At 60.8% G+C, this 24707-nt stretch carries 21 protein-coding genes; 17 read left to right on the top strand and 4 right to left on the bottom strand.

Translation table 11 applies throughout. The features are described 5' to 3' along the window. Positions 1 to 25 precede the first annotated feature (25 nt). The gene (locus EV675_RS10180) at positions 26 to 1333 is read right to left on the bottom strand and encodes a 3-deoxy-D-manno-octulosonic acid transferase (protein WP_423213225.1); all 1308 of its coding nucleotides are present in this window, start codon (positions 1331 to 1333) and stop codon (positions 26 to 28) included. An 11-nt stretch (positions 1334 to 1344) separates the two neighbouring features. Further along, positions 1345 to 2289, bottom strand: a complete 945-nt coding sequence (waaC, locus tag EV675_RS10175; RefSeq protein ID WP_130357983.1) for a lipopolysaccharide heptosyltransferase I — start codon at positions 2287 to 2289, stop codon at positions 1345 to 1347. Positions 2290 to 2522: 233 nt separating this feature from the next. Between waaC and EV675_RS10170 the strand changes: the two genes are divergently transcribed. The 4 genes from EV675_RS10170 to EV675_RS10155 all read left to right on the top strand — a co-directional run bounded on the left by EV675_RS10170 (position 2523) and on the right by EV675_RS10155 (position 6189). Further along, entirely contained in the window at positions 2523 to 3206 is a 684-nt protein-coding gene (locus EV675_RS10170; RefSeq protein WP_130357130.1) for a GntR family transcriptional regulator, read from the top strand. Positions 3207 to 3370: 164 nt separating this feature from the next. After that, a complete protein-coding gene (locus EV675_RS10165; RefSeq protein WP_165404522.1) occupies positions 3371 to 4273 on the top strand; it encodes a TauD/TfdA dioxygenase family protein in 903 nt (300 codons plus the stop codon). 37 nt (positions 4274 to 4310) lie between these two features. Next, positions 4311 to 5297 (top strand): Bug family tripartite tricarboxylate transporter substrate binding protein, encoded by a 987-nt coding sequence (locus EV675_RS10160; protein WP_165404521.1) that lies wholly within the window; start codon positions 4311 to 4313, stop codon positions 5295 to 5297. Between the two features lie 31 nt (positions 5298 to 5328). Next, a complete protein-coding gene (locus EV675_RS10155; RefSeq protein WP_130357127.1) occupies positions 5329 to 6189 on the top strand; it encodes a fumarylacetoacetate hydrolase family protein in 861 nt (286 codons plus the stop codon). 12 nt (positions 6190 to 6201) lie between these two features. Here the strand turns inward: EV675_RS10155 and pgi are convergent, their stop codons facing one another. Together pgi and EV675_RS10145 are read right to left on the bottom strand one after the other, a co-directional pair. After that, entirely contained in the window at positions 6202 to 7776 is a 1575-nt protein-coding gene (gene pgi / locus EV675_RS10150; protein ID WP_130357126.1) for a glucose-6-phosphate isomerase, read from the bottom strand. Between the two features lie 12 nt (positions 7777 to 7788). Continuing rightward, positions 7789 to 9195: a phosphomannomutase/phosphoglucomutase gene (locus tag EV675_RS10145; protein ID WP_207221934.1), complete on the bottom strand. Its 1407-nt coding sequence runs from the start codon at positions 9193 to 9195 to the stop codon at positions 7789 to 7791. Positions 9196 to 9551: 356 nt separating this feature from the next. Between EV675_RS10145 and EV675_RS10140 the strand changes: the two genes are divergently transcribed. From EV675_RS10140 to EV675_RS10080, 13 genes are all read left to right on the top strand, one after another. Beyond that, positions 9552 to 10649: an MraY family glycosyltransferase gene (locus EV675_RS10140; RefSeq protein WP_130357125.1), complete on the top strand. Its 1098-nt coding sequence runs from the start codon at positions 9552 to 9554 to the stop codon at positions 10647 to 10649. Between the two features lie 365 nt (positions 10650 to 11014). Next, positions 11015 to 12358, top strand: coding sequence for a phosphoglucosamine mutase (gene glmM / locus EV675_RS10135; protein WP_130357124.1), 1344 nt, complete (start codon positions 11015 to 11017; stop codon positions 12356 to 12358). A 462-nt stretch (positions 12359 to 12820) separates the two neighbouring features. Next, positions 12821 to 14806, top strand: a complete 1986-nt coding sequence (locus EV675_RS10130) for a polysaccharide biosynthesis protein (protein ID WP_130357123.1) — start codon at positions 12821 to 12823, stop codon at positions 14804 to 14806. A 61-nt stretch (positions 14807 to 14867) separates the two neighbouring features. Continuing rightward, the gene (locus EV675_RS10125) at positions 14868 to 15464 is read left to right on the top strand and encodes a sugar transferase (protein WP_130357122.1); all 597 of its coding nucleotides are present in this window, start codon (positions 14868 to 14870) and stop codon (positions 15462 to 15464) included. After that, positions 15461 to 16093 carry an acetyltransferase gene (locus EV675_RS10120; protein ID WP_130357121.1) on the top strand — a complete coding sequence of 211 codons (633 nt, stop codon included), beginning with the start codon at positions 15461 to 15463 and terminating at the stop codon, positions 16091 to 16093. Before EV675_RS10125 ends, EV675_RS10120 begins: the two co-directional genes overlap by 4 nt. 2 nt (positions 16094 to 16095) lie before the next feature. Further along, complete coding sequence (locus EV675_RS10115; RefSeq protein WP_130357120.1) at positions 16096 to 17277, top strand: DegT/DnrJ/EryC1/StrS family aminotransferase; 1182 nt, start codon at positions 16096 to 16098, stop codon at positions 17275 to 17277. Positions 17278 to 17304: 27 nt separating this feature from the next. Continuing rightward, positions 17305 to 18462: a glycosyltransferase family 4 protein gene (locus EV675_RS10110; protein ID WP_130357119.1), complete on the top strand. Its 1158-nt coding sequence runs from the start codon at positions 17305 to 17307 to the stop codon at positions 18460 to 18462. 30 nt (positions 18463 to 18492) lie between these two features. Beyond that, positions 18493 to 19767, top strand: a complete 1275-nt coding sequence (tviB, locus tag EV675_RS10105; RefSeq protein WP_130357981.1) for a Vi polysaccharide biosynthesis UDP-N-acetylglucosamine C-6 dehydrogenase TviB — start codon at positions 18493 to 18495, stop codon at positions 19765 to 19767. Positions 19768 to 19805: 38 nt separating this feature from the next. Further along, positions 19806 to 20846, top strand: coding sequence for an NAD-dependent epimerase/dehydratase family protein (locus tag EV675_RS10100; protein ID WP_130357118.1), 1041 nt, complete (start codon positions 19806 to 19808; stop codon positions 20844 to 20846). Between the two features lie 75 nt (positions 20847 to 20921). Next, on the top strand, positions 20922 to 21980 hold the full coding sequence (locus EV675_RS10095; protein WP_130357117.1) for a Gfo/Idh/MocA family protein: 1059 nt from the start codon (positions 20922 to 20924) through the stop codon (positions 21978 to 21980). Positions 21981 to 21983: 3 nt separating this feature from the next. Beyond that, complete coding sequence (locus EV675_RS10090) at positions 21984 to 23024, top strand: glycerol-3-phosphate dehydrogenase/oxidase (protein WP_130357116.1); 1041 nt, start codon at positions 21984 to 21986, stop codon at positions 23022 to 23024. Further along, on the top strand, positions 23021 to 23620 hold the full coding sequence (locus EV675_RS10085; protein WP_130357980.1) for an acyltransferase: 600 nt from the start codon (positions 23021 to 23023) through the stop codon (positions 23618 to 23620). The genes EV675_RS10090 and EV675_RS10085 overlap by 4 nt, the downstream gene beginning before the upstream one ends. Beyond that, complete coding sequence (locus EV675_RS10080; protein WP_130357115.1) at positions 23617 to 24705, top strand: DegT/DnrJ/EryC1/StrS family aminotransferase; 1089 nt, start codon at positions 23617 to 23619, stop codon at positions 24703 to 24705. The genes EV675_RS10085 and EV675_RS10080 overlap by 4 nt, the downstream gene beginning before the upstream one ends. Positions 24706 to 24707: the final 2 nt, after the last annotated feature.

Here is a 24707-nt window from a genome sequence, read left to right as displayed (position 1 = left end):
GCCACGACGCGAAGCTCCATGGGCGTCACCCCAGCCAGGGCCCCACCGCCCGCATCACCCGCTGCGTCGCGCCGGTATGCGTGGCGCTGAACCGGCCCGCGGCGGCGCGCATGCCGGCGCGGCGGTCGCCGTCGTCGATCAGTTCCAGCGCGAGCCGCCAGGCCGCCTGGGCGCTGTCCGCGCGCAATGCGGCGCCCGCTTCGATCGCATCTTCCGAGGCTTGCGCGAAATTGAAGGTATGCGGACCGACGATGACCGGCACACCGCAGGCAGCGGCTTCGATCAGGTTCTGCCCGCCCAGCGGCGCGAAGCTGCCCCCCACGATGGCCACGTCGGCGCCGGTGTAGTAGAAAGGCATCTCGCCCAGGCTATCGCCCAGCAGCACGGCGGTGTCTTGATCGATCGGACCGAACGGCATGCCGGGCATGGACGAGCGGCGCCGCATGGACAGGCCCGAGGCCAGCACCATGGCCGCCACCTCGTCGAACCGCTGGGGATGCCGGGGAATCAGGACGGCCAGCGGCGCCTGTCCGCCCTTCGTGCGGGGCATGTCGCGCAGCGCCGCCAGGATGGACTCTTCCTCGCCCTCGCGCGTGCTGGCCCAGGCGATGACCGGCCGGCCCAGGCGCTGGCGCCAGGCGGCGCCAGCCTGCATCAGGTCGTAGGGCAGTTGCAGGTCGAACTTCAGATTGCCCACCACCTGCGGATCGCGCGCCCCCACCTGCCGCAGCCGTTCGGCGTCGGCCCGGGTTTGCGCCAGCACCGCATCCAGGCGCCCATAGGTGCGGCGCGCCAGACTGGCCACCCGCATGGTCTTGCGTGCCGACGAGGCCGACAGCCGCGCGCTGACCAGGGCGATCGGCACCGCATAGCGCCGCGCGCCCGCCACCAGGTTGGGCCAGACCTCGGTCTCGACCAGCAGGCCGCAGCGCGGCGCGAAATACCGGTAGAAGCGGTGCACGGCGCCCGGCATGTCGTAAGGCAGCCAGACCTGGCGCAACCGGCCTTGCACGATGTCCTGCTCGAACAGGCGCGCCCCTTCGGTACGGCCGGTGGCCGTCATGTGGGTCAACAGCACCGGCAGGCCACGATCCAGCAGCGCCCGGACCAGCGGCTGCGCCGCCCGCGTCTCGCCCAGGCTGACCGCATGCACCCAGACCGGCGCGGCCCGGAACCCGCCGCGCGCCGGCGCATGCCGGCCGCTGCCATAGAAACCGAAGCGCTGGGCCGGGTGGACGCCATACACCGGCTCGCGCCGCGCGCGGCGCCAGATGCGCCACAACAGGAAGGGCGTGGCCAGCCGCCACAACGACGAATACACGGCCTGCAGCACCGCGCCCCGCATCAACGTACCGCTCCGGACACGGCCGCCTCGGCCGGCAGGGCCTGCCCGACGGCCGCCAGCACCTGTTCGCACGAGGGCGGCGTCCCGCGCCCGCCCAGGCTGGCCGTATAGGCCGAGCCGGTCACCGGCGCCAGCGCCGGATCGTAGTCCGCATAGATGCCGATGGTGGGCCGCCCCAGCGCACCGGCCAGATGCGTCAGCCCACTGTCCAACCCCACCACCACCGATGCGCCCGCCAGCACGCCGGCCACCTCGGCCAGCCCCATGCGCGGCAGCGCCCGGGCACCGGGTATGCCGGCGATCAGGCGCTGCGCCCGGGCCGCCTCGTCTTCCGTGCCGGCAAACACCAGCGGCGTATGCCCCGCCACCGCCAGCCGCTCCAGCACCGTGCGCCAAGACGTCTCGGCCCACAGCTTGGTCGGCCGGCTGGCCGACGGCATGATCGCGGCATAGCGGGCAGGCAGGCCCGCGGGCGGCTCGGCGCGAATGCCGAAATCCGGCGGCCCAGCCAGCTCGTATCCCAACGAAAACGCGGCCAGTTCCCGCATGCGCACCACCGCCGACTGCTCGAACACCACCCGGTAGCGATAACGGTAGAAAAAGGAAGCGAAAGGGTCGCGCGCCGAGCGCAGGTCGCAGCCGTGCAGCGGCCCATTCGCCATGCGCGCCACCATCGCCGACTTCCAGAGCCCCTGCATGTCGATCACGGCGTCATACCTATGTTCGAGCAGCCGCTTGCGAAAGGCCGCGCGCTCGGCCTTCACCGACGCCGACCACCAGGCCTTGCGCCAACGGCGCAGCGCCACGGGAATGACGGCGTTCAGCCGCGGATGCAGGGCGGGAATGGCGGCGAATGCCTCTTCGGCCACCCAGTCGATCCGCGCGTCCGGCATGTGGCGGACGATATCGGAGACGGCGGGCAGCGCATGGACGATGTCGCCCATGGACGAGGTCTTGACGAGGAGAATTCGGGGCACGGACGGAAGCCGGCGGGAAACCGGCTGCGTGGAAAGGGCGGATTTTAACCGGAGGGAAGGACCGGCACTCAATCGCACGGATCGGCCCCGAATGAGAACCACCGCTTCGACCGGCCCCGCCGGTGCCGATTTATTGGACAATACCCAGGCAGGCTGGCCGCACGGCCTGTCCACTTTCTTCTCCAACAAGCAATCGCTTCATGGCTCTCGACTCCCTGCTGCTACGGTCTCCCCCCAATCTCACGAGCCTGCCCGAACAGGTCGCCGAAGCCATCGCCGAAGCGATCATGAAGAACGAGATCGCGCCCGGCGCCAGCCTGCGCGAAATCCCGCTGGCAAGCTACTTCGGGGTCAGCCGCAGCAGCGTGCGCGAGGCCCTGCGCATTCTCGAACGCGACGGCGTGGTGTCCATACAGCCGCGGCACGGCGCCAAGGTCACCGCGCTGAGCCACGACGAAATGGTCGAGATCTACCAGATCCGTGCCGCGCTGCTGGGCGTCGCGTGCGATCTTTTCGCCCGGTCCCGCACCGACGCCCACCTGCGCCGCCTGGACGATACGCTGGCCCGCATGGCCGCCCTCGAAGGCACCGACGAACAGGCGCGCGCGCTGGAGCATGCCGCGCTGTCCGCCAGCATGGCCCAGTTGATCTGCGCACACTGCGGCAACAGGAAACTGGCCAGCATGCTGAACCAGATGTCGCTGCAGATCGCCCGCTACACCAACCTCGGCCTGTCCGCCGCCACTCGCCGCGAACAGTCGCTGGACAACTGGCGCAGGTTGCTCGATGCGCTGCGCAGGCAGGACCATGCCGGCGCCAATCTTTGCGGCCAGAAACTGGTCCAGGACAACCTGGCCTATGCGTTGAGCGTGCTCGCGGCCTGACAGCGCCGCACGCCGGGTTCATTGTCGACAAGACAACACAATGAATCGGAATGCATCTTCGAATTCACCCTGATGTGCATTTAATCCCTTAATTTTCAGTAAAAACCCCTAGATTGACATCACGGCCATTTATTGTCGACAATCAAACAAAACGAGGAGACATGATGGACGAGACGACTTTCGCAGACAGCTATCGCACCGCCAGCGGCCTTACCGTCCGCAAGCTCACCGAGCACATCGGCGCCCAGATCGTGGGCGTCGATCTGTCCCGGCCGATCCCCGCCGACGCCGTCGCGGACATCCGCAGCGCCTGGGAACGGCACGGCGTGGTGATCTTCCGGGACCAGGACCTGCCCGCCGCCGCCCACCGCGACTTCAGCGCGCACTTCGGTCCACTGATCGGCCACGTGGTCAATCGCTTCAACATGGCCGATTGCCCGGAAGTCACCATTCTTTCCAACATCACCAACGAGAAAGGGGAAAAGATCGGCGCCGACCGCGCGGGCATGCTCTGGCATTCCGACATGTCGTTCCTGCCCCGCCCGAGCATGGGCTCGCTGCTGTACGGGGTCGAATGCCCGCCGCAAGGCGCGGATACGGAGTTCGCCAGCATGTTCGCCGCCTACGACGCGCTTCCCGCCGAAGAACGGCAGCGCCTGGCCGGCCTGCGCGGCATCCACGACTATCCGTGGCACTACCGCACCTACCTGAGCCACCGCCAGCCGCTCACGCCGGAAGAAGAAGCCAAGACGCCGCCCGTCGCGCATCCGCTGGTGCGCACCCATCCCTCCACGGGCCGGCAGGCGCTGTACGTCGGCGAAGGCCTGACCCGCAGCATCGAAGGCATGGACGACGATGCCGGCCGGCGCCTAGTCGTGGAACTGAGCGACTTCGCGACCCAGCCCGCCTTCGTCTATCGCCACAAATGGCAGCCGGGCGATCTCGTCTTCTGGGACAACCGGTCGACCATGCACCGGGCCACCGACTTCGACAATACCTACCGCCGGCTGATGCGGCGCACGACGATCCAGGGCGATGCGCCGTTCTATCGCCCTGCCGGGCATTGACGCGGACCGCGCCGCAACCTCCAAGGAAACCGCCATCATGAAACGCCGAACTCTTCTCGGGCTGACGGCTGCCGCGGCCATCGCCCCCGTCATGCAAGCCGCGCAGGCCAAGGAAGACAGCTGGCCCAATCGGCCGGTACGCATGATCGTCCCCTTCCCCGCCGGCGGGGCGACCGACATCATCGCCCGCATCCTGGCCGACAAGCTGTCCGCGTCGCTGGGCCAGAGCTTCATCGTCGACAACCGGGCCGGCGCCTCGGGCATCATCGGCCAGGAAGCCGCCGCCCGGGCCCCCGCGGACGGCTATACCCTGCTTCTGACCGGCAACGGCCCGCATGCGGTCAACATCAGCCTGTTCGAACGCATGCCCTACGATCCGCTGAAGGATTTCACGCAGATCTCGCTCACGTCCATCCTGCCGCTGGTACTGAACGTGCATCCCTCGGTCCCGGCCAAGACCCTGGCGGAATTCATTCGATGGGTGAAGGCCAACCCGGGCAAGCTGAACTACGCCTCGCCCGGCGTGGGCTCCCCGCCGAACCTGACGATGGAACTGCTCAAGAGCCAGCAGGGACTCGACATCGTGCACGTGCCGTACAAAGGCAGCAGCCTGGCCTTGGCCGACCTGATCAGCGGACAGGTCTCCGTGATGTTCGACAATGCGCTCGCCTCCTACCAGCACATCAAAAGCGGCAAGGTGCGCGCGCTTGCGATCGGCGCCGACCAGCGGCTGTCTTCGCTGCCCGATGTCCCCACCTTCGTCGAATCGGGCATGGCCGGCTTCGAGGCCTACACCTGGACGGCGCTGGTAGGCCCCGCCGGCCTGCCGCGCGCCATCGTCGATCGCCTCGCCCGCGAAACCGCGCTTGCCCTGTCGGATACGGCCGTCAAGGAAAAGCTGAATGCGCAAGGCGCCATCGCCGCCAGTTCCACGCCACAGGAACTGGAAGACAAGACGCGCCAGGAAATCCGCAAATGGGCCGGCGTCATCGAACAGGCCCATATTCCGCGCGTCGCGCTTTGACCGCACCGGCACAACCCATCATCCATCACCCATGAAACTTCTACGCCATGGCCCCAAGGGCCGCGAAAAACCCGGCCTCGTGGATGCGCGCGGCACGATGCGCGACCTGTCCTCGCATCTGGACGACATCACCAACGCCACCCTGTCTCCGGCCGAGCTCGGCCGCCTGCGCGCGCTGGACACCGAGCACCTGCCCATCGTCCCGGCCGGAACGCGCCTGGGCGCGCCCTACCGCGGCACGGGGAAATTCATCTGCGTCGGACTGAACTACAGCGATCACGCGGCCGAGTCCAACCAGCCCGTCCCCCAGGAACCGGTGCTGTTCGCCAAATGGAATAGCTGCATCCAGGGTCCCGACGACCCCATCGTCATGCCGCGCGACTCCACCAAGACCGATTGGGAAATCGAACTGGGCATCGTCATCAGCACGCGCGCCCGCTACGTCGACCCCGCGGATGCCCGCCGGCATATCGCAGGCTTCTGCGTCATCAACGACGTCTCGGAACGCGAGTACCAGCTCGAGCGCTGCGGCCAATGGGACAAAGGCAAGGGCTGCGACACCTTCGGCCCGATCGGCCCGTGGCTGGTGACGGCCGATGAAGTGCCGGACCCGCAGGACCTGCGCCTATGGCTGGACGTGAACGGCAAACGCCGCCAGGACGGCAGCACGCGCAACATGGTCTTCGGCGTGGACTTCCTGGTCAGCTACATCAGCCGCTTCACCACGCTCGAACCCGGCGACCTGATCGCCACCGGCACCCCGCCCGGCGTCGGGCTGGGACAAAAGCCCCCGGTCTACCTCAAGGCGGGCGACGTCGTCACGCTGGGCATTCCCGGCCTGGGCGAACAGCGCCAGGTCGTCCACGCCTGGGACCCCGCGCTGCTGGATTGAAGGCCTGCCGGCCTACATTCCGCCATTGCCCCACTGCGCCACCCAGTACGCGGTGGACGCATCGTGGCCGCCAGCCGGCGCCTTGCCGGCCAGTTCCCGGGCAATGCCCGTGGCCAGGACCTTGCCGTATTCGACGCCCCACTGATCGTAGGGGTTGATGCCCCATACCAGCCCCTGCACGAACACCTTGTGCTCGTACAGCGCCAGCAGCGCCCCCAGCGCATGCGCGCTCAGGCGCGGCAGCACGATCAGCGTGGACGGCCGGCCGCCGGGATGCATCTTGTGGCGCGCCAGCCAGGCCGCGCGCGCCGGGTCGCTTTCCTTGGGCGCCAGTTCTGCCTCGAGCACGGACGCCGATTTGCCGCGCAACAGCGCCTCGCGCTGGGCCAGGCAATTGGCCACCAGCAGCCGATGGTGCTCCGGATAGGGATGATCCGCCTCGCGGCAGATGATGAAATCCACCGGGGCGCCTTCCGGCCCCTGGTGCAGCCATTGAAAGAACGTGTGCTGGCCATCGGTGCCCGGCATGCCCCAGACCACGGGCCCGGTCGGCACCGTGACCGGCCGCCCCTCGAGGTCGACCGACTTGCCCAGGGACTCCATCTCCAGCTGCTGCAGATAGGGCACGAGATGGACCAGCCGCGCGTCGTAGGGCGCAATGTTCAGCGACGCATAGCCGAACGCGTTGCGGTTGGCCAATCCAGCCAATGCCAATTGCACCGGCCCATTCGCGGCCAGCGGCGCCGTGGCGAAATGCACGTCCATCGCCGCCGCGCCCTGCAACAGCCCGTCCAGCGCCTCGGCGCCCAAGGCCAGCGCGATCGGCAGCCCGATGGCCGACCAGACCGAATAGCGGCCCCCGGCCCAGTCCCAGAACGTGAAGGTGCGCTCGGGCGCCACGCCCATGTCCCGCGCCGCGTCGGGATTGGCCGTCACGGCCACCACCTGCTCCCACGGATCGGCGATGCCGGCCTCGCGCAGCCAGCGCAGCGCACAGTCGGCGTTGTGCAGCGTTTCGGTCGTGTTGAACGACTTGGACGACACCACCACCAGCGTGCGCCTGGGGTCCAGCCCGATCAGGCCCGCCTCGATGGCATGGCCATCGATATTGGACACGAAGCGCATCTGCCTGCGCGTACCCGCGTAGCCCAGCGCGGCCACCACCAGCTTGGGGCCCCAGTCGCTACCGCCGATGCCGATGTGCACCACGCTGTCATAGCGCCCTTCGGCATCCACATGACGCACGAAGGCACGCACCCGGTCGCGCTCGGCCAGCACCCGGCCCGCCACCCGCCCGGGCGGCTCTTCCGCGCGCAGCGCGGTGTGCCAGGCAGCGCGGTTTTCCGTGCAATTGGCAATGCCGCCTTCCAGCAGGCGCGCACGCGCGGCCTCGAAATCCCGGGCTGCCAGCAGCGACGCGCCGGCAGCCGACAGTTCGTCCGATTGCGCCTGGGTACTCAAATCCACCGACAAACCGGCGGCTTCCACCACCCGCAGCGTGCCCGCGCGACGATCCGCCCGATGAGCGGCCTCGACGAAGGCGCGCCACTCGGCCGTCCCGGCCAATGGTGCGAGCCCTTCCTGCATGGCCTCGCCTCCTTAGAACGGCAGCTTGGCGTCGGGCGCGACGCGCAGCAACTGCGTGCGGAAATCCTGCTGGATGCGCGCCAGCGCGGCGTCGTCATCCGCCTCGAAACGCAGCACCACCACCGGCGTCGTGTTCGAGGCACGGGCCAGCCCGAAGCCATCCGCATATTCCACCCGCACGCCATCGATCGTGATCACCTCGCGCGCGCCGGTGAACTGCCCCTGCTCCTGCAGGCGCTTGACCACCTCGAACTGCTCGCCCTCGGCGGTTTCCATCTTCAGCTCGGGCGTGGACCTGGCCTGCGGCAAAGCTTCCAGCACGGCCGACGGATTGTCCGAGCGGGACACGATCTCCAGCAGCCGCGCGCCTGTATACAAGCCATCGTCGAACCCGTACCAGCGCTCCTTGAAGAAGATATGCCCGCTCATCTCGCCCGCCAGCGGCGCGCCGGTCTCCTTCAGCTTGGCCTTGACCAGCGAATGCCCGGTCTTCCACATCAGCGGCTTGCCGCCCGCCGCCTTCACTTCCTGCGCCACGTAGCGGCTGCACTTCACGTCGTAGATGATCTCAGCGCCCGGATTGCGCGACAGCACGTCGCGCGCGAACAGGATCAATTGCCGGTCGGGCCAGATGATCTGCCCCGACTTCGTCACCACGCCCAGGCGGTCGCCGTCGCCGTCGAAGGCCAGGCCGATCTCGCAATCGGTTTCGGCCAGGCAGCGGACCAGGTCTTCCAGGTTGTGCGGATCGGCCGGATCCGGGTGGTGGTTGGGGAAGGTTCCGTCCACGTCACAGTACAGCTCCACCACCTCGCAGCCCAGCACTTTGAACAACTGCACCGCCACCGGGCCGGCCACGCCGTTGCCCGCGTCCACCGCGATCTTCATCCTGCGGGCCAGCTTCACGTCGCCCACGATGCGCTGCAGGTACTCCGGCACGGCATCCCATTCCTTGCGGGAACCCGGAGTGGCCGCATCCCCGCCGGCATTCTTCACCATGGGCTCGCGCAGCGCGGTAATGGCATCGCCGTACAGCGTCGTGCCGGCCAGCATCATCTTGAACCCGTTGTACTGCGGCGGATTGTGGCTGCCGGTAATCGCCACGCCCGACCCCGTGCCGCCGACGTTGGCCGCGTAATAGACCAACGGCGTCGGCACCATGCCCACGTCCAGCACGTCGATGCCGCCGGCCATCAGGCCGGCCTGCAGCGCCTGCGCCAGATCCGGCCCGCTCAGGCGGCCGTCGCGGCCGACCACCACCTGCCGCACGCCGGCCCGATGCGCTTCCAGCGCCAGCGCCGCGCCCAGGCGGCGGGCGAACTCCGGGCTGAGCGGCGACGGAACCACGCCCCGGATGTCATAGGCCTTGAAGGCGGAAGCGGCGATGTCGACGGGTGAAGATGAGACGTTGGTCCCCACGGGATGCTCCTGATTCAGATTCGTTCGATGGGTCGTAATGGTGCGATGCGTCCGCCAGACACGGCCAAGCCGCGCAATCAGCACTCACTTACCTGTTTGGATGTTCATGCACCGCCCTTCCAGGCGATATAGTCCGGTGCAAATCCCGGAAAGTTCACTGGGACTATAGATGAAGTTGAGGTACGAAAACCCTGTTTTCTTGTATGACGTAACCCGGCGTAACGGGGCGACAATTATGCGATACCTCGCGATACCTGGAATCGCGTGACACACCCCCGGTTGTCGGATATACGAATAACAGGCTAAACAATCCTTTGCGCCGGCAGCGGACCGGCGTTCACCTGCGGCGAGCATGCATGCTCAATCTGACGATCAGTTTCATTGTTTCCCTACTCGTGACCATGCTTATGGTGCGCTTCGCCAATCGCGACAGCGCCGCGGCGGACCACGACCTGGACGGCGTCCAGAAATTCCATGTCCGGCCGGTGCCCCGTATCGGCGGTCTTGGCATCGTCGCGGGCTGTACGGTCGCGGTCGCCGCCCTGACCACGCGCGACTTTCCCCTGGCCATCGACCTTGCCTTGCTGCTGCTGTGCTCGGCCGTGGTGTTCGGAATCGGACTGGCAGAAGACTTCACCAAGCGCGTCAGCCCGACCCTCCGCCTGCTTTGCGCATTCGCCGGCGCCGCCCTGGCCGCCGTCCTGCTGCAGGCCACCGTCACGCGCATCGACATCCCCGTGGCCGACGCCTGGCTGGCCATCCCGGTGGTGGGCGGCCTGGCCGCCGTGGTCTGCGTGGGCGCGATGGTCAACGCCGTCAACATCATCGACGGCTTCAACGGCCTGGCCGCCGCCGCGGCCCTGGCCATGTTCGCCTCACTGGGCTACGTCGCCTTCAAGGTCAGCGACCCCCTGATCCTGGGCGGCTCGCTGCTGATGATCGGCGCCATCCTGGGTTTCCTGGTCTGGAACTATCCCTATGGACTGATTTTCCTGGGCGACGGCGGCGCGTATTTCCTGGGCTTCATGCTGGCCGAACTGGGCATCCTGCTGGTGGTCCGCAATCCCGTGGTCTCGGCCTGGTATCCCGCGCTGCTGTTCATCTACCCCATTTTCGAGACGCTATTTTCCATATATCGAAAGAAATATCTCCGGGGCATGTCCCCCAGCATGCCGGACGGGGTGCATCTGCACATGCTGATCTACAAGCGGGTCATCCGGTGGGCCATCGGCACCCGCAACGCACGCTTGCTGACCCAGCGCAACGCCGTCACGTCCCCTTATCTGTGGGCGCTCAGCCTGGTCGCCATCGTCCCGGCCACCGTGTTCTGGGACCGGGGACTAGTGTTAATGCTATTTCTCGCCACCTTCATAGCTGTCTATACTTGGCTGTATACAGCAATCGTGCGCTTTCGCACCCCCCGGTGGCTGGTCCTGCACCGGTCCAGGGAATGACTCCAGCGCGGGGACTTTCCCAGATGGGCAAAGACCGCAAATCTCCGAACATTAGTTAAACAGCGTAACAAATTGTAAGCGCTGACATCCCAGGGGCCCGGTGTGGGGCCACCCGGGCATTACCCCATTCTGGGGACCATCTCCCGTATTTTGTTACATAGCGGAAGTGGAGTGTCATACTTCCCCGCCTATGCTGTCGTCCGTGTGGCTTGCGTTGGCTAAACGGCAGATTTCCATAAAAGCCGTAGTGGGGAATCATGGCGGCCTGTCTCTACCGGTGCTCCGATAAAAAGGAACGCCAGGCGTCGCTTTCCTCGTCAACCAAGCAAAGAAGCATGAGGCAATAAGAACGCACGGAAGAAATCATGGCTGCAACACAAGTTAAATATTTCGGCACCGATGGCATCCGGGGCAAAGTGGGCGGCGCGGTCATCAATCCCGCCTTCGCCCTGCGCCTGGGCCACGCCGCCGGCCAGGTCCTCCTGGCCCAGGCCCCGCGCGGGCACCGCCCGTCCGTCCTGATCGGCAAGGACACCCGCATCTCCGGCTACATGCTCGAATCCGCGCTGGAAGCCGGCCTTTCCGCCGCCGGCGTGGACGTCGTCCTGGCCGGCCCCATTCCCACCCCCGCCGTCGCCTACCTGACCCGCGCGCTGCGCCTGTCCGCCGGCATCGTCATCAGCGCCTCGCACAACCCCTTCGACGACAACGGCATCAAGTTCTTCTCGGCCCAGGGCAGCAAATTCCCCGACCAGACCGAACAGGCCATCGAAGCCGCGCTGGACCAGCCCATGGGCTGCACGCCTTCCGAAGGGCTGGGCCGGGTCAAGCGCCTGGACGACGCCGCCGGCCGCTACATCGAGTTCTGCAAGGCCAGCTTCCCCCCGGACATGGACCTGAACGGCCTGCGCATCGTGGTCGACGCCGCCCACGGCGCCGCCTACCACATCGCTCCCAACGTCTTCCGGGAACTGGGCGCCACGGTCATCACCATCGGCTGCGAGCCCAACGGCTTCAACATCAACGAAAAAGTGGGCGCCACCCACCCGGAAACCCTGGCCGAGAAGGTCAAGGAACACCGCGCCGACCTGGGCGTTGCCCTGGACGGCGACGCCGATCGGCTGCAGATGGTCGATGCCAGCGGCCGCATGTACAACGGCGACGAACTGCTCTACGTGGTCGTGCGCGACCGCATGACGCAAGGCCCCGTGGCCGGCGTGGCGGGCACCGTCATGACCAACTACGCGTTCGAGCGCCGCATGGCCGACCTGGACGTTCCCTTCGTCCGCACCTCCGTTGGCGACAAGAACGTGATGCAAGCCCTGCAGGACAAGGGCTGGCTGTTCGGCGGCGAAAGCTCCGGCCACATCCTGTGCCTGGACCGCCACTCCACCGGCGACGGCGTCATCGCCGCCCTGCAGGTCATGGCCGCCATGCGCCGCAGCGGCAAGGGCCTGCCGGCCCTGACCTCGGAACTGCACCTGCTGCCGCAGAAACTGGTGAACGTGAAGCTGCAACCCGACCTGGAATGGGAATCCCACCCGGGCCTGGCCGCGGCCTACCGGGAGGTTTCCGCCACGCTGCAAGGCCGCGGACGGGTCTTGATCCGGCCTTCGGGCACCGAACCCAAGCTACGCCTGATGGTGGAGGCGGACGAGGAAATGCTGGCGGTCCGGTGCGTGGACCGGCTGGCTACCAGCCTGGCTTGATCGTCATTCCGGCGTCCGGGGTTCGCAATATATATGTAGATATTACAAATCCGGGCTCGTCCCAGAACCGCGCGGCCTATAACGAGGGGGCAGGAAATCGGCGAAGCAATCACGGCAACCGGCAAATGATCGCTACGTTTTGCATTTCTCAAAAATGAGATTGCCTATTTCGCGCATGCACAAACTGATGCAATCTTTTTGCAAGCTTTTACGATAGGCGCATCGCGACATGCTAATCTTTCAGACCGTCCTGAATTCGCTGGAAAGACCGTACTCCGGCTTTCCGCAATCCCTCAAATCGGGGATTGCCGCAATTCGGCGCGCCAACCAGAATACCGCCGCCGCACTACCGAGTGCCAACTGTCTTCCTGCCGGGCAGTCGATGGGGAATGAGTCACGAAGGGGTGTGTATCCCCCGGGGGCCAGATTCGTCACCCGCGATCGGATTGGTACAAGGTAATCATGCAGACGAAACTACGCGACTTTCTTCTTTCCCTTTCCCGGCCGCAAAAGATCGCGGTCATGCTCATGGCGGATGCTATCGCTCTTCCCGCCAGCCTCATCGCTGCCTTCTATCTCCGCTTAGGTGATGCTGGCATTCTGCAAAGATACGGAATCAGCGCACCCATTATCATGGCCCTGGCGGCCATACCCATTTTCTATTTGTGCGGGCTGTATCGCAACGTAGTGCGCTACATGGATATCTCCATGCTGCGCTCTACGGGCTTTGGGCTGGCCGTCTTGGCCATCGGTACCTACATCGCCTGCGTATTGTTCAACGTGCCCCCCCCTCCCCGCAGTACGCTATTGATTTATTGGTTCATTGCTTTCTCGTATGTAGTCACTTCCCGCTTCGGTGCCCGCCACATACTGCGTACCCCACTTCGCAAGCACATCGTCGCGCCTCGGGTTGCCATCTACGGTGCCGGCGAAGCCGGCTTCCAGTTGGCCGTCGCCATGCGAACCAGCCATGCCTATACACCGATCTGCTTCTTCGATGATGATAAGCGCCTGGCCAACAAGCATGTGGGCGGCCTGAAGGTCTATGCACTAAGCCGGCTCAGCGACATCGTGCGCAAGTATGAAGTACAGCAAGTAATTCTGGCCATCCCCTCAGCATCCCCCGAGCGCCGACGCACGATCGTCAATCACCTATCCACCCTAGGCATTCCAGTACGCACGCTTCCGACTATGGCGGAAATGGTGGAAGGTAAGGTCCTGGAGAGCACAATACGGGAAGTTCAGGTAGAAGACCTGTTGGGCCGCAAACCCGTACCCCCACGACGTGATCTGTTCTCAAAATGCGTCACAGGCAAATCGGTATTGGTGACGGGGGCCGGTGGCTCCATAGGCAGCGAACTATGTCGCCAGATCGAATCGCAGAAACCGACCCAACTCGTACTCTTAGACCACTCCGAATACGCTCTGTATGCAATCGAGCACGAATTGCGGGAACGCTTTCCTGCGACCGTCTTGGTCGCCTATATGGGAAACGTATGCGACAACGAACTGGTCTGCCGCATCGTCCGCGAACATCGAGTCAACACCATTTACCATGCCGCGGCCTACAAGCACGTGCCTCTGGTAGAGAACAACATGGTTGCAGGCATCCGCAACAATGTGATGGGGACTTGGTCTGTAGCACTAGCAGCAGCCCAAAACAATGTCGACACTTGCGTATTGGTTTCGACCGACAAGGCAGTGCGCCCCCCTAACGTCATGGGCGCCAGCAAACGCTGCGCAGAACTGATCTTCCAAGCCTTTGCCCTCCGTCCCAACAATCGTACGGTGTTCAGCATGGTCCGCTTCGGTAACGTCCTGGGCTCATCCGGCTCAGTTGTTCCGTTGTTCCGCAATCAGATTCGACGGGGCGGGCCCATGACGGTTACTCATGCCGACGTGACCCGCTACTTCATGCTGATCCCTGAAGCTGCGCAACTGGTCATCCAAGCTGGCGCCATGGCGCGCGGTGGTGAAGTCTTCGTGCTGGATATGGGGGAACCCGTTCGGATCATCGACCTGGCTCGCACCATGATCCAGTTGTCTGGTCTGACTGAAAAAGGGCCGGGAAGCCCCAACGGACACATTGAAATCAAGGTGATAGGTCTGCGGCCAGGCGAAAAACTGTACGAGGAGTTGCTGATCGGCGGAGACACCATGGCAAGCGACCATCCCCGCATTCTCTGTTCGCGCGAGCACTACCTCACACTGGGACAGCTCGAGCCGTTACTGGAAGCGCTGCACACAGCGTGCCGGAGCGGCTCCAGCCAAGCCGTACGCACCGCTCTGCAAAAGCTGGTCCCGGAATACACACCATATTCTTTGCTTAGCGATAGACCGGCCACGCCAATGGCGAGCGAGCCTGCCACAATCCCCTCCCGCGAAGACAGGGATGCCTCTTCCGCACCAAGCTACAAACAGAATGTAGTCGTAGGCCACCCCGCATAACCTCTTCGTTCCTATCAGACCCGTAACGGTTTCCAGCACCTTCGTCACAAGACATAGTTTCATGGCAAAACGAGTATTCGACATTGTCCTGGCAGCGATAGCTCTTCTATTACTCAGCCCGATCATCCTGCTGTTATGCATCGCAGTCCGGCTGAAGCTTGGCTCACCGATATTTTTCCGCCAAATCCGCCCGGGCTTGCATGGCAAACCGTTCCAGATGGTCAAGTTCCGCTCCATGCGCGACGCCGTGGGGTTCGACGGCCGCCCCTTGCCGGATGAGCAGCGTCTGACCTCATTCGGACGGCTTCTGCGAAGCACCAGCCTGGACGAACTGCCCGAACTCTGGAACGTCCTTCGGGGAGACATGAGCCTTGTCGGCCCCCGCCCTTTGCTAATGGAATATCTGCCGCTGTACGACTCGTATCAATCGCGACGCCACGAAACCCGTCCCGGCGTAACCGGTTGGGCGCAGATCAATGGGCGTAATGCATTGTCTTGGCCCGAGAAATTCGATTTGGACGTCTGGTACGTGGACAACCACTCGCTGTCGCTCGATCTGAAGATCCTGTGGGTAACAATGCGTAAAGTCCTGATCCGCGAAGGCATCAGTGGCGAAGGCCAAGCCACGATGGAACGCTTTCGCGGCAATAACCCATGAAACGCCTAGCGATACTGGGCGCTGGCGGTCATGGCCGCGTCGTCGCAGATGCGGCAGAGGCGAGCGAGCAATGGCAGGAGATTGTCTTTTTCGATGACGCATGGCCTGAAAGCAGGAACAAGGGGCCTTGGCCCATCCTGGGGGGCCAGACCGCCTTGCTCCGACAATGCCAGGAGTTCGATGGCGTCGTGGTCGGTATAGGCGTCAATCGAGTACGCCTCTCCAGTAGCGAAACCTTGGTTGCAGCGGGAGCCCGCTTGGCCACCATCATTCATCCACGCGCCACGGTCAGTAGGCACGCCAGGGTCGAGGCCGGCAGCGTCATATTCGCGGCAGCGGTCGTTAATATTGGGGCTCATATCGGCCGCGCTTGCATCATCAACACCGGGGCGACCGTGGACCACGATTGCCAAATAGCAGACGGCGTCCACCTTAGCCCCGGGGCCAACCTCGCAGGAGGGGTCACAGTAGGCGTTTGCAGCTGGATTGGTACCAACGCCGGCATTCGCCAGCAGATATCCATCGGCGCTCACGCCGTGATTGGCATGGGTGCGGTTGTCGTCAGCCCACAACCAGACGGGATCACTGCAGTGGGCAATCCGGCAAAAGCTTTGAACAGGAGCACGTAAACATGCTGAATGTACCTTTTTCTCCCTGGCCGTCCTTCACCGAAGAGGAATCGGAAGCAGTTAAACAAGTGCTGCTGTCGAACAAGGTCAATTACTGGACTGGGCAGGAATGCAGGGAATTCGAAAAGGAGTTCGCGGTATGGTGTCATACCGAACATGCAATAGCGTTGGCCAACGGCACGGTAGCGCTGGACCTGGCCTTGAAGGCACTGGAGATCGGGCCAGGCGATGACGTCATCGTCACCCCACGCACCTTCCTTGCGTCTGTTTCGAGCATCATCAACGCTGGTGCGCGCCCGATCTTCGCCGACGTCGACTTGGACAGCCAGAACATCACCGCCGCTACCATCCGCGAGGTTCTGACACCCAACACCCGAGCCGTGATCTGCGTCCACTTGGCGGGCTGGCCGTGCGACATGGACGCCATCATGACCCTGGCGAAAGAAAAGAATTTCTTCGTAATTGAAGATTGCGCCCAGGCTCACGGCGCCACATACAAAGGCCGCCCCGTGGGCAGCATCGGTCACATCGGGGCTTGGTCATTCTGCCAGGACAAGATCATGACTACCGGCGGAGAAGGCGGCATGGTCACCACCAATGATCATGCGTTGTGGTCGCGGATGTGGTCTTATAAGGATCACGGCAAGTCCTGGGAAGCCGTCTATGAACGTCAACACCCCCCTGGATTCCGTTGGGTTCACGATTCATTTGGGACAAATTGGCGCATGACGGAGATGCAGGCGGTCCTCGGCCGGCTGCAATTGCGCAAGATAAAAGCCTGGGGTGATGCGCGGCGAGCCAACGCTTTGGCTTTATCCGCAACCATTGCCAACCATTCCGCCCTTCGCGATCCCATCCCTGGCGAAGAAATTGTCCACGCAATGTACAAGAAGTACGCATTTGTCCGCCCTCAATCTCTCAATACCGGCTGGTCTCGGGATCGTATTATCGAAGAACTCGCTCACCGCGGGATTCCCTGCTATCAAGGGTCCTGCTCGGAGGTTTATAACGAGAAGGCCTTCGAGGGAACTGGCTATGCCCCGTCATCTCCTCTACCAAACGCTCGGGTGCTCGGCGAGACCAGCCTTATGTTTCTGGTCCATCCCACGCTTACGCAGGACGAAATCGGCCGGTCCGCATCGGCGATCACGGAAGTCCTAAAACTCGCCAGTTCCCCTTGCTAGTTCAGACACACTCTATAAACATCGACGATGCCCGCTCAACCCACACTGCGAGGAAAACGGGCCCTTGTGATAGGGGGCCTCTCTACGTCCCTCATCAAATTTCGGTGGCCGCTCATCGTTGGCCTAGCAGACCATGGCTATCAAGTATATGGCTGCGCAGCCGAACCGGATGATGACGTAAAATCCCGGTTTAAAGAACTTGGCGGGGATTACTTTTCGGTTCCACTTGCCCGGGCTGGCCTGAACCCGATAAAGGATCTCCAGACTTATTGGCGAATACGTGCACTGGCTTCATCTATCCAGCCTGACTTGGTCATTGCCTACACGGTCAAACCTATCGTCTATGGACTCATGGCCGCCAGGCATGCTGGTGTCAAACAAACCTATGCGCTGATAACTGGGCTCGGCTATGCCTTCACAGACGCCTCATTCAGCCTTCGCCGACAAATCGTCGGTCAGCTGGCCCGTCGTCTGTATCGCGCCTCCCTGCGCAAGACTGATCATATTTATTTCCAAAACCCTGACGATCAGCAAGCGTTTTTTTCGTTAAAGATCATGGATCCCGACGCCTCGACCTCTGTCGTCAACGGTTCCGGGGTCGATCTGTCCGAATTCGGCGTCGCCGCCTCGCGCTCCGAGTCGGAATTTCTGATGATTGCACGACTGGTTGCAGATAAAGGTGTCCGGGAATATGTTTCTGCCGCTCGAATCATCAAGGCCAAGTACCCTGAAGCTAAATTCCTGCTTGCGGGACCTCTAGACCCCAACCCCTCGGCCATCTCGCCTCAGGAACTCTCCGTATGGCAGGAAAATGGGCTGATCAAGTATCTCGGTGCCCTCAATGACGTACGGCCGGCCATAGCACAGGCCTCGGTCTACGTACTGCCGTCTTACAGGGAAGGTACCCCCCGTACCGTGCTGGAAGCCATGGCGATGGGGCGTTCAATTATCACCACTGATGCTCCTGGCTGCCGGGAAACCGTCGTCCCCGGCTACAACGGACTGCTGGTCCCTCCCCGAGACTCTGAACAACTCGCGAATGCGATGGAGCAAGCTATTCTTAATCCAGAAAGATTCGCGCAGTATGGTCACAACAGCCGTAGCCTCGCAGAAGAAAAATATGATGCACAAAAGGTGACCAGCCAGATGCTCGCCCCCATTTTGTCCAGAACAGCCGAATTTTGAACTTCTAACTTTTCGATTTCTAAAATGACAATTCGCCTATCAGACATTAAGCTCGCAGTTATCGGCCTCGGCTACGTAGGTCTGCCGCTTGCAGTGGAATTCGGCAAGAAAAGAGCCGTTCTGGGATTCGATATCAATACAACCCGAATCGACGAGCTTCAGGCCGGCCACGACAACACTCTCGAGGTCAGCAATAAAGAGTTGCAGGCCGCCACTCAGCTCGCATACAGCGCCGACCCGCAGGTCTTGAAAAACTGCAACGTGTTCATCGTCACTGTCCCCACTCCAATCGATGCCCACAAACGACCCGACCTGACGCCACTGATCAAAGCATCCGAGACCATCGGCAAGATTCTGAAAAAGGGCGACATCGTCATTTACGAATCCACGGTCTACCCTGGGGCGACCGAGGAAGATTGCGTTCCGGTTCTGGAAAAGCATTCGAACCTGCGCTACAACATGGATTTTTTTGCCGGTTACAGCCCCGAGCGCATTAATCCCGGCGACAAACAGCATCGAGTCTCGACCATCAAGAAAGTAACATCCGGGTCGACACCCGACGTCGCGGAACTGGTCGATAGCCTTTATCAAGAAATCATTACTGCCGGCACCCATAAGGCCGAGAGCATTCGCGTAGCCGAAGCAGCAAAAGTGATCGAGAACACTCAGCGAGATCTCAACATCGCGCTTATCAACGAACTGGCTATCATTTTCAACAGAATGGGCATCGATACCGAAGCGGTGCTGCAAGCAGCAGGTACGAAATGGAATTTCTTGCCATTCCGCCCAGGCCTCGTGGGCGGTCACTGCATAGGAGTTGACCCCTATTACCTGACCCATAAGGCCCAAAGCATAGGCTATCACCCGGAAGTCATTCTGGCTGGCCGCCGCCTCAATGATGGCATGGGCGCCTATGTCGTATCCCAGCTGGTCAAGGTCATGCTGCGCCGGCGCATCCAGGTGGAAGGCTCCCGAGTCCTTGTGATGGGGCTTACATTCAAGGAAAACTGCCCCGATCTTCGCAACACCCGTGTCGTGGATATCATAAAAGAACTACAGGAATATAACGTAGTTGCCGACGTTTATGACCCCTGGGTTGATGCCAATGAGGCTCTGCATGAATATGACATCACGCCGATAGACAAGCCGACCACCAACACCTATGACGCGATCATAATGGCTGTTGCCCACGACGAGTTCAAGGAAATGGGAGAGACAGCGATTCGCGAATTCGCCAAATCGCGACATGTCCTTTACGACCTCAAGTACATCCTGCCTCGGCACAGCGCCGATATGCGTCTGTAAGCCTTTCCATTACCATGCCATTAAGCGCGTCCTAGACAATGCTCTCTCAGCAAATTTTTCGTCGCATTCAATCTACGCCAAGAAAATGGCTCGTCACAGGCGCGGCTGGGTTCATTGGCAGCAATCTCGTTGAAACCCTTCTACGGCTGGATCAAGACGTAGTCGGACTCGACAATTTCTCGACCGGGCACCGACGCAACCTGGACGAAATTCGGGAAAGGGTATCCAATCAGCAATGGCAACGCTTTATATTCATTGAAGGCGACATCCGAGATTTAAACGTCTGCACACAAGCCTGCTCCGGCGTCGATTACGTGCTCCACCAAGCGGCCCTGGGTTCCGTGCCGCGCAGCTTGGAGAACCCTCTGCTGACGAACTCGGTCAATATAGATGGGTTTTTGAACATGCTTGTCGCCGCGCGCGATGCGCAAGCAAAAAACTTCGTCTATGCGGCGAGTAGTTCTACCTATGGTGATCACCCCGATCTTCCCAAGATTGAACATAGGATTGGGAAGCCCCTTTCTCCGTATGCCATCACGAAGTATGTAAACGAGCTATACGCCGAGGTGTTCGCTCTAAGTTACGGTTTCAAGACAATCGGGTTGCGATACTTCAACGTATTCGGACCTCGCCAAGATCCCGAAGGCGCCTATGCTGCTGTCATTCCGAAATGGATCGCCTCAATGATCCGCAACGATGCGATCTATATCAATGGTGACGGACAAACAAGCAGGGATTTTTGTTTCATAGACAACGTTATTCAGGCCAATCTCTTGGCAACACTCTCCCCAGCAATAGCAAGAAACGAGGTCTACAACGTTGCGGTAGGTGGGAAAACCACCCTAAACCAGCTTTTCTCCATCCTCAAAGATGGCTTGAAAGAAAAAGACATCGTCTATGAACAACAGCCCATCTACAGAGACTTTCGAGCTGGAGATGTCCTGCACTCGCAAGCGGACATCGCAAAAGCCCGTGAACTTCTCGGATACGTTCCCACTCATGATGTCATAGCCGGCATAGAAGCCGCTATGCCTTGGTACATAAGCCATTACTTGAACCTATCAGCAGCAAAGAATTAAGCACAGATAGGCCCTTCTTTGGCCCCCAGATCTGTGCCCTGAAAACTCCCGACCGCATCTTTAAGCGAGCCCCCTATGTTTACAGTTTCTCCTATTCAAGGCCGAAAAGTTCGATTTGCTCTCGTTGGATGCGGTCGAATTGCTCAAAATCACTTTTCCGCGATTGCCAGCCACGCTGACAAATGTGAACTCGTAGATGTATGTGATACATCGCCCGCCGCCCTGGAGGATGCAACAAAAAAAACTGGCGCCCGGGGCCACTCCCAGTTGGGAGAGTTGCTGGAAAATACCTCCGCTGACTGCGTCATTCTTACCACGCCCAGCGGCCTGCACTCCTCCCAAACGTGCAGGATTGCCCCTACCGGCAGGCACGTCATGACTGAAAAGCCGATGGCGACTAGATGGCAAGACGGGCTTCGCATGGTTGAAACGTGCGACAAATCCGGCGTCTATCTCTTTGTTGTCAAGCAAAACCGCCGCAACGCCACGCTGCAGCTCTTAAAACGCGCCGTCGAACAAAAACGGTTTGGCAGGATATATAACGTTGCAGTCAACGTTTTCTGGACCCGCCCTCAGGATTATTATGATAGTGCGAAATGGAGAGGCACCTGGGAATTCGATGGCGGGGCGTTCATGAATCAAGCAAGCCACTATATCGATTTACTTGATTGGCTAATAGGACCAGTCGAGAGTGTCATGTCATACACCGGCACGCAGGTGCGCAACATCGAAGTGGAAGACAGTGGGGTGGCTGCCCTTCGCTGGCGCAGCGGAGCAATGGGAACCTTGAACGTTTCCATGCTCACATACCCCAAGAATCTTGAAGGCAGCATTACCATAATCGGAGAGAAGGGTACGGCTAAAATAGGCGGCGTGGCCGTAAACGAAGTACTGCATTGGGATTTTTCCGATAGTCGACCCGAAGACGCGGAAATCCAGCAAGCAAGCTACAGCACTACGTCAGTCTACGGCTTCGGGCATCCGCTTTATTATGAGAACGTCATTCAAACCTTGCGAGGCGAAGCACATCCGGAAACGGACGGGCGGGAAGGACTGAAGAGCCTAGAACTACTTATCGCCATGTATATGTCCGCCCGCGATGGCTGCAAAGTCGCTCTGCCCTTGGAATATTGAGCAATGCGCATAGCTGTTGTCGGCGCCGGCATTATTGGGGCTTCCACAGCCTGGTCACTAGCGCGCCGCGGAGCCAAGGTAACACTCATTGAACGAAAGCAGCCGATGGAGGAAACCAGCCGAGCTTCCTCCAAACTGCTTCACGGTGGGCTACGCTACCTCGAAACCTTTCAGATTCGCCTGGTACATAAAGCATTGCAAGCTCGCAGCCAATGGCTGCGACAAGCGCCACATCTTTGCTCGCCCTTGGAATTGCTCCTGCCCCTGTATCAAGGTCAAATGCGGCCCACCTGGCTGGTCGGCGCAGGAATAAAATTGTACGACCTACTGGCCTCAGGTAGCGGCTTTCCAAAAGCATCCTGGCTCACGCCCAAACAGGTTCTCATGCGGCAGCCCGCGCTGACTCAGCGCAATCTTCTTGGCGCATATTCATTTTATGACGCGCAGATGGACGACTACGCTCTGGGGAAATGGGTAATCGAGCGATTCCAGGGAGACGGCGGCCAGCTCGTAACCGGCCACACAATAACCGATTTTGACGAGCTTGAGCAGTTTGATCGAATCGTAAATGCGGCCGGCCCTTGGGCGATGGATTTGCGTTCCACACACGGCACCCGGCCACCCTACTCCTTGGATTGGGTTCGCGGCAGCCACATCGTGCTTGCGCGCCCCTGCCCTACCGCGCTTTTTTTACAAGTCCCGCACGAGAAACGCATCATATTCGTCCTACCTTACAAGGGCGAGACATTAGTGGGGACCACCGAAATTCGGCAGGACAACCCTTCTAACCCTGGTGCTAGCCCAGAAGAAATCAGTTATCTACTCAAAATTTTTAATCATTATATAGAGCCCTCGGCAAGCATCACTGAAATAACAAAAACATATTCTGGCATACGCCCGCTCATACGAAGTGCCAATAATCCGTCGAACAACACCCGAGAATGGGCTTTTGAGCGTATCGGCAATGTCTTGCATATCTACGGAGGCAAATGGACAACCGCGCAAATTCAGGGAGAAGAAGCCGCGATGAGGATTCTCAAATGACAAACCGGAGCAATTATACTGTCCACCCGACTGCCGTGATAGATGAAGGGGCGCGCATCGGGGAAGGGTCTCGGATATGGCACTTTGTACATATCTGCGGCGGCGCACAAATCGGCAAGAACGTGTCTCTAGGTCAAAACGTTTTCGTCGGAAATAATACCCAAATAGGCGATCATTGCAAAATACAAAATAACGTTTCTGTGTACGATAACGTGACACTGGCCGATGGTGTTTTTTGCGGCCCTAGCATGGTCTTTACAAACGTTTACAACCCTCGCGCCCTAGTCGAGCGAAAAAGTGAGTACCGAAATACTCGAGTAGGTCGAGGTGCAACGCTCGGGGCCAATAGCACCATCGTTTGCGGCATAACAATTGGACCATTTGCTTTCATAGGGGCAGGGGCAGTGGTAAATAAAGATGTCCCCGCCTATGCTCTAATGGTTGGCGTTCCCGCCCGCCAAATCGGATGGATGAGCGAATACGGCGAGCAGATACCATTACCGTTGGAAGGCACAGGCGAGTACATTTGCCCCCATACCGGTAGCCACTACATCCTGACTCAAAGAAAACTCTGCAAGGAGGAAGTTTCGCAATGATCGAATTCTGTGACCTCAAATCCCAGCAACAGCGCCTCAAGGAAAAAATCACCGCAGGCATCGATCGGGTCCTTGCACACGGACGGTATATTCTAGGCCCCGAGGTAGAAGAACTAGAGAACAAACTCGCACAATACGTAGGCTCCAAGTATTGCATAACCTGCGCCAACGGCACCGATGCGCTTCAGATAGCCGAGATGGCTTTAGGAGTAACCTCCGGCGATGAGATCATCACCCCGGGATTCACTTATATCGCCACCGCCGAAACCAGTGCTCTTTTAGGAGCAAAGCCGGTTTATGTCGACATCGAGGAGAAGACGTATAACCTAGACCCGGCAAAACTCGAAGCGGCGATTACGCCTCGGACCAAGGCAATCATTCCGGTATCGCTCTATGGCCAGTGCGCGGATTTTGACGCCATCAACGCAATTGCCGAGAAATACAACCTTGCTGTTATCGAAGATGCAGCACAGAGTTTTGGTGCCACATATAAAGGCCGGTACTCCTGCAACCTCAGCACAATTGCATGCACCAGCTTCTTTCCCAGCAAACCACTCGGCTGCTACGGAGACGGGGGGGCCATCTTCACCAACGATGACGATCTAGCCAAGACGATACGCCAAATTGCCCGTCATGGACAAGACCGCCGGTACCACCATATCCGGGTGGGCGTAAACAGTCGCCTAGATACGTTGCAGGCGGCGATCCTCCTGGCAAAACTCGAAATTTTCAGTGACGAAATGGATCAGCGCCAACAAGCAGCTACCCTATACTCCAAGTTGCTCACACAAGCGGGGGTCGCTTCCATTCCTCGCATTGAAGATCATAATGTCAGCGCCTGGGCTCAATATACCATTCGCGTTTCACAACGCGACGAGGTACAACGTGCTCTGACCGCTGCAGGTATCCCAACGGCTATTCACTACCCGATCCCACTCAACAAGCAGCCTGCAGTCGCTGACTCTCAAGTCGTCCTTCCTATCGGAGACTTGGTCGCCAAGGAAGTGCTGAGCCTGCCTTTTGGCCCATATATTAGGGAAGCCGATATCCAGCAAATTGCTGATCAACTCAAGAAAGTGCTGTGATA

The sequence above is a fragment of the Pigmentiphaga kullae genome (genome assembly GCF_004216695.1).
Taxonomy (GTDB): Bacteria; Pseudomonadota; Gammaproteobacteria; order Burkholderiales; family Burkholderiaceae_B; genus Pigmentiphaga; species Pigmentiphaga kullae.
This window is presented reverse-complemented; position numbering and strand designations above follow the sequence as displayed.

What these genes read in the sequence shown, in the direction of transcription:
- waaC (WP_130357983.1), bottom strand. Translation starts at nt 2,289, where the DNA reads ATGGGCGACATCGTCCATGCGCTGCCCGCCGTCTCCGATATCGTCCGC.
- EV675_RS10170 (WP_130357130.1), top strand. Translation starts at nt 2,523, where the DNA reads ATGGCTCTCGACTCCCTGCTGCTACGGTCTCCCCCCAATCTCACGAGC.
- EV675_RS10165 (WP_165404522.1), top strand. Translation starts at nt 3,371, where the DNA reads ATGGACGAGACGACTTTCGCAGACAGCTATCGCACCGCCAGCGGCCTT.
- EV675_RS10160 (WP_165404521.1), top strand. Translation starts at nt 4,311, where the DNA reads ATGAAACGCCGAACTCTTCTCGGGCTGACGGCTGCCGCGGCCATCGCC.
- EV675_RS10155 (WP_130357127.1), top strand. Translation starts at nt 5,329, where the DNA reads ATGAAACTTCTACGCCATGGCCCCAAGGGCCGCGAAAAACCCGGCCTC.
- pgi (WP_130357126.1), bottom strand. Translation starts at nt 7,776, where the DNA reads ATGCAGGAAGGGCTCGCACCATTGGCCGGGACGGCCGAGTGGCGCGCC.
- EV675_RS10140 (WP_130357125.1), top strand. Translation starts at nt 9,552, where the DNA reads ATGCTCAATCTGACGATCAGTTTCATTGTTTCCCTACTCGTGACCATG.
- glmM (WP_130357124.1), top strand. Translation starts at nt 11,015, where the DNA reads ATGGCTGCAACACAAGTTAAATATTTCGGCACCGATGGCATCCGGGGC.
- EV675_RS10130 (WP_130357123.1), top strand. Translation starts at nt 12,821, where the DNA reads ATGCAGACGAAACTACGCGACTTTCTTCTTTCCCTTTCCCGGCCGCAA.
- EV675_RS10125 (WP_130357122.1), top strand. Translation starts at nt 14,868, where the DNA reads ATGGCAAAACGAGTATTCGACATTGTCCTGGCAGCGATAGCTCTTCTA.
- EV675_RS10120 (WP_130357121.1), top strand. Translation starts at nt 15,461, where the DNA reads ATGAAACGCCTAGCGATACTGGGCGCTGGCGGTCATGGCCGCGTCGTC.
- EV675_RS10115 (WP_130357120.1), top strand. Translation starts at nt 16,096, where the DNA reads ATGCTGAATGTACCTTTTTCTCCCTGGCCGTCCTTCACCGAAGAGGAA.
- EV675_RS10110 (WP_130357119.1), top strand. Translation starts at nt 17,305, where the DNA reads ATGCCCGCTCAACCCACACTGCGAGGAAAACGGGCCCTTGTGATAGGG.
- EV675_RS10100 (WP_130357118.1), top strand. Translation starts at nt 19,806, where the DNA reads ATGCTCTCTCAGCAAATTTTTCGTCGCATTCAATCTACGCCAAGAAAA.
- EV675_RS10095 (WP_130357117.1), top strand. Translation starts at nt 20,922, where the DNA reads ATGTTTACAGTTTCTCCTATTCAAGGCCGAAAAGTTCGATTTGCTCTC.
- EV675_RS10090 (WP_130357116.1), top strand. Translation starts at nt 21,984, where the DNA reads ATGCGCATAGCTGTTGTCGGCGCCGGCATTATTGGGGCTTCCACAGCC.
- EV675_RS10085 (WP_130357980.1), top strand. Translation starts at nt 23,021, where the DNA reads ATGACAAACCGGAGCAATTATACTGTCCACCCGACTGCCGTGATAGAT.
- EV675_RS10080 (WP_130357115.1), top strand. Translation starts at nt 23,617, where the DNA reads ATGATCGAATTCTGTGACCTCAAATCCCAGCAACAGCGCCTCAAGGAA.